The following is a 6,662-nucleotide window of genomic DNA, read 5'->3' as shown; positions in this document are numbered from 1 at the left end:
GGCGTGAGCCTGCGGCATCCGCTCAAGCCAAGCTCGGGCGACCGGAAGACCGACTAGCGGTGCAGGCGCTGCTCCGCGGCCTTCACGACGTTGGCGAGGAGCATCGCACGGGTCATGGGTCCCACGCCGCCGGGGTTCGGCGACAGGTGCCCGGCGACCTCTGCGACGCCGGGATCGACGTCGCCCGTCAGCTTGCCCTTGCCCGTGTCCTCGTCTTGCACACGCGTGATGCCGACGTCGAGCACCGCGGCGCCGGGCTTGATCCAGTCGGCCTGCACGAGGTGCGGAACCCCGACGGCGGCCACGACGATGTCGGCACGGCGCACCTCCGCGGCCAGATCTTCAGTGCGCGAGTGCGTGAGCGTGACGGTGGCGTCGAGTCCCTTGCGGGTGAACAGCAACCCGAGCGGGCGGCCGACGGTGAGGCCACGGCCGATCACGGTGACGTGGCGACCGCGGATCGGCACGTCGTAGCGACGCAGCATCTCGACGATGCCTGCCGGCGTGCACGGCAGCGGCGACTGCAGCTCGCCCTCGATGCCGAGCACGAGACGACCCAGGTTCGTCGGGTGCAGCCCGTCGGCGTCCTTGTCGGGGTCGATGAGCTCGAGCATCGCGTTCTCGTCGTGGCCGGCGGGCAGCGGGAGCTGCACGATGTAGCCGGTGACCTCGGAGGCGGCGTTCAGGTCGCGGATCGCGGCGCGCACGTCGGCCGTGGTGGCCGAGGCGGGCAGGTCGATGCGGATCGACTCGATGCCCACCTCGGCGCAGTCGCGGTGCTTGCCCGCGACGTACGACCGCGATCCCGGGTCGTCGCCCACGAGGAGCGTTCCGAGACCCGGCACGACGCCGTGCGCCTTCAGCAGCTGGATGCGCGAGGCGAGTTCGGTCTTGACGGCCGTCGCGGTGGCGACGCCGTCGAGCGTGATCGCGGTCATGGCTCTCCCTACTGCGCGAGGCCCGGGTACAGCGGGAACGCCGCCGTGAGGGTCTCGACGCGCGAACGGAGCGACGCGACATCCGCCTCGCCCTGGAGCGCGAGCGCGATGATGTCGGCGACCTCGGTGAACTCGGCGTCGCCGAAGCCGCGGGTCGCGAGCGCGGGCGTGCCGATGCGGAGGCCGGAGGTGACCATCGGCGGGCGCGGGTCGAACGGCACCGAGTTGCGGTTCACGGTGATGAGCGCCTCGTGCAGGAGGTCTTCGGCCTGCTGGCCGTCGATCTTCGAGTTGCGGAGGTCGGCGAGCACGAGGTGCACGTCGGTGCCGCCCGTGAGCACGTCGACGCCCGCCGCACGCGAGTCATCTGCCGTGAGGCGGGCCGCGAGGATCTGCGCGCCGCGGATGGTGCGCTCCTGACGGTTCTTGAACTCCTCGGATGCCGCGATCTTGAACGCCGTGGCCTTGGCCGCGATGACGTGCATGAGCGGGCCGCCCTGCTGGCCCGGGAAGACGTTGGAGTTGAGCTTCTTCGCGAGCTCCATGTCGCGCGAGACGATGAAGCCCGAGCGGGGGCCGCCGATCGTCTTGTGCACGGTCGACGAGACGACGTCGGCGTAGGGAACGGGGCTCGGGTGCAGGCCCGCGGCGACGAGGCCGGCGAAGTGCGCCATGTCGACCCAGAGCTTCGCGCCGACCTCGTCGGCGATCGCGCGGAACGCGGCGAAGTCGAGGTGACGGGGGTAGGCGCTCCAGCCGGCGATGATGACCTGCGGCTTGTGCTCGAGGGCCTTGTCGCGCACGACGTTCATGTCGACGAGGAACGTCTCGGGGTCGACGCCGTACGAGACGGCGTTGTAGAGCTTGCCCGAGAAGTTCAGCTTCATGCCGTGCGTGAGGTGACCGCCGTGCGCGAGCTCGAGGCCGAGGATGGTGTCGCCCGGGGTGGCGATCGCGGAGAGCACCGCGGCGTTCGCGGTGGCGCCCGAGTGGGGCTGCACGTTGGCGTACTCGGCGCCGAAGAGCGACTTCGCCCGCTCGATCGCGAGCGACTCGGCGACGTCGACGTACTCGCAGCCGCCGTAGTAGCGGCGACCGGGGTAGCCCTCGGCGTACTTGTTGGTGAGAACGCTGCCCTGCGACTGCAGCACGGAGACGGGAACGAAGTTCTCGCTCGCGATCATCTCGAGGTAGTCGCGCTGGCGACCGAGTTCGAGCTCGAGAACTTCGGCGATCTCGGGGTCGACTTCGGAAAGCGGCGCATTGAAAACGGACTCGGCCAAGACTGGCTCCTTCATGACGAACGGACCTACGTAGGGTGCTGCCTCGCGCGCGCCAGCGCCGAGGTATGCGTACCGGCCCAGGCGTGCGGTCGGTCCGTGCCAGTCGCTCCCCGATGGTATCCATCTCAACGCCAGTCGCGACCCTCGAAGCTTAGCAATGGATGCGGCTCGGTGCCGACGACGGCACTGCCGGACGGCGACGATTCGTGCCACGATGGGAGTTAGGATTCCTTACCTTTGCCAGCTCCGACCGAGCGAGGACGCATGCACCGTCGCAACCGCACCCGAACCGGGATCACCGCGAGCCTCACCGCCGCTACGCTCGTCGGTGCCGCGCTCGCCCTCGGCGGCTGCACCGCCACGCAAGAGAACGGAGACGCCGTGACCGGCATCATCCCGGCCCCCGTCGAATTCGCGGTCACCGGCGGTGCGCCGTTCACGCTCACCGAGGACTCGCGCTTCGTCGCGGAGGGCGAGGCGGCCGCCGTCGCCGAGACGTTCGCGGCGCAGGCGCGCATCGCCACGGGATTCGACCTGCCAGTGGTCGGCGGCGAGGCTGCGGCATCCGACATCGCGCTCGTCATCGACGCCGGGGCCGGCACGGGTGCCGAGTCGTACGTGCTCGAGAGCGGCGACGACGGCGTTCGCATCGAGGCGCCCGCCGCGGCCGGCCTGTTCTGGGGCACGCAGTCGCTGCGCCAACTGCTCCCTGCCGAGATCGAGCGATCGGATGCCGCGAAGGCGCCCGCCGACGGGTGGATCGTGCCCGCGGCATCCGTCGCAGACGCCCCGCGCTTCGCCTACCGCGGCTCGATGCTCGACGTGGCCCGCCACTTCTTCGCGGTGGAGGACGTGCTCGACCACATCGACCGCATCGCGCTGCTGAAGCTCAACGTGCTGCACCTGCACCTCACCGACGACCAGGGCTGGCGACTGCAGATCGACGCGTGGCCCGAGCTGACCGGCATCGGCGCCTCCACCTCGACGGGCGGCGACGGCGGCGGCTTCTACACGAAGGACGACTACCGGCGCATCGTCGAGTACGCCGCGGAGCGATTCGTGACCGTCGTGCCCGAGATCGACCTGCCCGGACACACGAACGCCGCGCTCAGCGCCTATCCCGAGCTGAACTGCGACGGGGTGGCGCCGAAGCCGTACGAGGGCATCGAGGTCGGCTTCTCGTCGCTCTGCGCGTCGGCCGAGCGCGCGGAGGCCACCGACCGCTTCCTCGCCGACGTGCTCGGCGAGGTCGCCGCGATCACGCCCGGCCCCTGGCTGCACGTCGGGGGCGACGAGTCGCTCGCGACCTCGGAGGCCGACTACCTCGATCTCGTGCGACGCATCACGGCGGCCGGAGCCGCGACCGGCAAGACCGTCATCGGCTGGCACGAGATGGGCGCGTCCCGGGAGTTGCCGGCCGGCACGATCGGCCAGTACTGGGACTTCGTGGCCCCCCGCGACGATGCGGCCGAGCTCACGACCTCGTTCGTGGAGCAGGGCGGCGGCGTCATCCTCTCCCCCGCCGACGTCGCGTACCTCGACATGAAGTACCCCGACGACCCAGACGGCCCGCTCGGCGGCAAGGTCGGCCAGCTCTGGGCCGACGGCCCGACGACCCTCGAGGAGGCCTACTCCTGGGAGCCGACCGCCATCGTGCCGGGGCTCGCCGAGAGCGACATCCTCGGCGTCGAGGCGCCCGTCTGGACCGAGACGATCGCCACCGTGCCCGAACTCGAGTTCATGGTGTTCCCGCGCATCACTGCGATCGCCGAGATCGCGTGGTCGCCGGCGCCCGAGGGCGGCGGAGCGCGCGACGAGTCGTCGTTCCACGCGCGGCTCGCCGCGCTCGGCACCCACCTCGACGCGCTCGGCGTCGCGTACCGCGAGGTCGGCGGGGTGCCCTGGATCGAGTGATCAGGGCAGCACGTCCCATCACCACTGTCGGCGTCGTCGCGCCGGGTCTATCCTCCCGTGAGGCACGGTCGTGCCGTGCCCCGACGAAGGAGGCGGAGATGCCAGGCATCGTGCATTTCGAGATTCCGGCCGACGACCAGGACCGTGCGCGCGCGTTCTACCGTGCGGCGTTCGACTGGACGCTCGACCTCGTCCCCGGCATGGACTACACGAACGTGGTCACCACACCGGTCGACGAGGCCACCCAGCAGCCGCTCGCCCCGGGGGCGATCAACGGCGGGATGTTCCAGCGTGCCGAACGGCTGACGACCCCGATCCTCACGGTCGACGTCGACGACATCGACGCTTCCCTCGAGCGCATCACCGAGCTCGGCGGCTCCGTCGTCTCCGCGCGCGCGCCAGTGCCCGGCATGGGGTGGTTCGCGTACTTCGAGGACTCGGAGGGGAACATCCTCGGGCTGTGGACGACCGACCCCAGCGCCTCCTGACCGGTTCGGCGGTTCGGCGTTCGGCGGTTCGGCGGAGATCTGCAGATCAGAGGACTCGATCTCGCCGATCGCTCCTCGGAATCGAGGATCTCCTCGGAATCCGATCTCGCGGCCAGGTGGCCGGAGCACGAGCGCAGTGAAGCGGATGTCGCGGGGCAGGCGGCACCCGCGACATCCGCTGGTTCTGGTGGTTACTTGACGCTGCCCGCGGTGAGGCCGCCGACGAGGCGCTTCTCGATGATCATGAAGAGGATGACCACCGGCACGATCGCGACGATCGAGACGCCGAACACGTACTGCCACGACGTCTCGTACTGGCCGACGAACTTCGTGAGGGCCACGGAGAGCGGCTGGTTGCCCGCCGTCGAGAGGATCACGAGCGAGGCCGCGAACTCGTTCCAGCACGCGACGAAGGTGAAGACGATCGCCGTCACGATGCCCGGCCAGACGAGCGGCAGGCTGATCGTGAAGAGCACCCGGAGCCGGCCCGCGCCGTCGATCTGCGCGGCCTCGTCGACCTCCTTCGGAATGCCGGCGAAGAACGAGTGCATGATCCAGACGGCGAAGGAGAGGTTGAACGCGGCGTTGATGAAGATCATCGCCGCCCACGTGTCGATCATGTCGAACGCGAGGAACTGGCGGAACAGGCCCGAGGTCAGCACCGCCGGCTGCAGCATCTGCGTGACGATCACGAGGAAGAGGAACACCATGCGGCCCGGGAACTTGAAGCGCGCCGTGTAGTACGCCGCGGGCATCGCGACGAGCAGCACGAGCAGGGTCGCGAAGACCGAGATCACGATCGTCGAGATGAGGTTCTGCGGCAGCGGCGTCTCGGGGGTCGACCACATGTTGATGTAGTTCTCCCAGTGCCACTCCGTCGGGAGGTACGTGGGGTCGACCGAGCGGATCTGCGCCTTCGTCTTCACCGAGCCGAAGAACATGATGACGTACGGGAGCACGAAGATCGCGAGCACGACGAATCCCGCGATCATGCGCACGATCACCTTGCGGAGCGGCACCTGGTCTTCGGTGTAACGGCGCTTGCGAGCGGATGCCGCGGGCGGGGCGATCGTCTCGAACGCGGGTGCGGTGACGGCCACGATCAGACCTCCTTCATGGGCTTGACCACGCGCACGTAGATGGCGACGATCACGATGACGATGACGAACGCGACGACCGAGAGGGCGCTGGCGACATCGACCTTGTGCTGGTTCTGGATGTACTTGAAGATCATCGTCATGATCGTGTCGGCGTCGTAGCCGGGGATCGACCCGGTCATCACCTTCAGGATCGGCAGCGAGTTGAAGACGTTGATGATGTTGATGAGCACCGCGACCGCGATGGCACTGCGCAGCTGCGGCAGCACGACGCCCCAGTAGGTGCGGACGGGTCCGGCGCCGTCCATCTTCGCGGCTTCGAGCACTTCGCCCGGCACCGTCTGGAGTCCGGCGAGGATCGTGTACGTCGTGAACGGCAGCGAGACGAAGATCGCGACGACGATCGACCATGCGAAGGCCGTCGCCGGGTTGCGGGTCCATCCGTAGCCCTCCGGCGTGGCGACGAGGCCGACGTCGACGAGGAACTTGTTGATGATGCCGAAGTACGGCTCGAGGCCGTAGTAGACGACCATCGTGGTCATGACCACGGACGCCGCCCAGGGGATGATCACGGCGAGGCGCACGATGCGCCGCCCCGGGAAGGCCTTGTTGAGGAGCTGCGCGAGGCCGAGCGAGATGACGACGGTCGCGGCGACGACCACGACGACCCACACGATCGTGCGGCCGAAGATCGGCCAGAAGTAGGGGAAGTTGAAGACCTCGATGTAGTTTTCGAGGCCGACCGAGCCCTTGTCGACGCCGCTCTGGGAGATGTCGCGGGTCGAGTTGTAGAACATGACGACGGCTGGGAACAGCACGACGCCGAAGATCAGGATCAGGGCGGGCCCGATCCAGGGCAGCGAGGCGAGCAGGTCGCGGCCGCCGGGACGGGGGCCGCCGGCGCGGCCAGGTGTTTCGGTTCCGCGCCCGGGGCGGGGGCTC

The 6,662-nt window shown here is 69.1% G+C and carries 6 protein-coding genes and 1 riboswitch; of the genes, 2 read left to right on the top strand and 4 right to left on the bottom strand.

Annotated elements, in window-relative coordinates; genetic code table 11:
• Positions 1 to 53: 53 nt before the first annotated feature.
• Both ACFTQE_RS19600 and glyA read right to left on the bottom strand, forming a co-directional pair.
• The gene (locus tag ACFTQE_RS19600) at positions 54 to 938 is read right to left on the bottom strand and encodes a bifunctional methylenetetrahydrofolate dehydrogenase/methenyltetrahydrofolate cyclohydrolase (RefSeq protein ID WP_375834973.1); all 885 of its coding nucleotides are present in this window, start codon (positions 936 to 938) and stop codon (positions 54 to 56) included.
• An 8-nt stretch (positions 939 to 946) separates the two neighbouring features.
• Positions 947 to 2,221: a serine hydroxymethyltransferase gene (gene glyA, locus ACFTQE_RS19595; protein WP_376926639.1), complete on the bottom strand. Its 1,275-nt coding sequence runs from the start codon at positions 2,219 to 2,221 to the stop codon at positions 947 to 949.
• Between the two features lie 68 nt (positions 2,222 to 2,289).
• Positions 2,290 to 2,370, bottom strand: a riboswitch (ZMP/ZTP riboswitch).
• A 115-nt stretch (positions 2,371 to 2,485) separates the two neighbouring features.
• On the opposite strand from glyA, the gene ACFTQE_RS19590 reads away from it, so the two are divergent.
• Positions 2,486 to 4,135, top strand: coding sequence for a family 20 glycosylhydrolase (locus ACFTQE_RS19590; RefSeq protein WP_376926638.1), 1,650 nt, complete (start codon positions 2,486 to 2,488; stop codon positions 4,133 to 4,135).
• A gap of 98 nt (positions 4,136 to 4,233) precedes the next feature.
• On the top strand, positions 4,234 to 4,623 hold the full coding sequence (locus ACFTQE_RS19585; protein ID WP_376926637.1) for a VOC family protein: 390 nt from the start codon (positions 4,234 to 4,236) through the stop codon (positions 4,621 to 4,623).
• Between the two features lie 191 nt (positions 4,624 to 4,814).
• On the opposite strand, the gene ACFTQE_RS19580 is transcribed toward ACFTQE_RS19585, so the two are convergent.
• Both ACFTQE_RS19580 and ACFTQE_RS19575 read right to left on the bottom strand, forming a co-directional pair.
• Entirely contained in the window at positions 4,815 to 5,723 is a 909-nt protein-coding gene (locus ACFTQE_RS19580; RefSeq protein ID WP_375834981.1) for a carbohydrate ABC transporter permease, read from the bottom strand.
• 2 nt (positions 5,724 to 5,725) lie between these two features.
• Positions 5,726 to 6,559, bottom strand: coding sequence for a carbohydrate ABC transporter permease (locus ACFTQE_RS19575; RefSeq protein WP_376926640.1), 834 nt, complete (start codon positions 6,557 to 6,559; stop codon positions 5,726 to 5,728).
• Between the last annotated feature and the right edge of the window lie 103 nt (positions 6,560 to 6,662).

Origin of the sequence: Agromyces sp. NPDC056965, from assembly GCF_042673425.1 — a bacterium.
In the GTDB taxonomy this organism is placed as follows: domain Bacteria; phylum Actinomycetota; class Actinomycetes; order Actinomycetales; family Microbacteriaceae; genus Agromyces.
The sequence above is the reverse complement of the archived record's forward strand: the minus strand, read 5'-3'. Positions and strand labels throughout refer to the sequence as shown.

Excerpts from the sequence above, each read along its gene's own strand:
- ACFTQE_RS19600 (WP_375834973.1), bottom strand. The coding sequence starts at position 938 with ATGACCGCGATCACGCTCGACGGCGTCGCCACCGCGACGGCCGTCAAG.
- ACFTQE_RS19590 (WP_376926638.1), top strand. The coding sequence starts at position 2,486 with ATGCACCGTCGCAACCGCACCCGAACCGGGATCACCGCGAGCCTCACC.
- ACFTQE_RS19585 (WP_376926637.1), top strand. The coding sequence starts at position 4,234 with ATGCCAGGCATCGTGCATTTCGAGATTCCGGCCGACGACCAGGACCGT.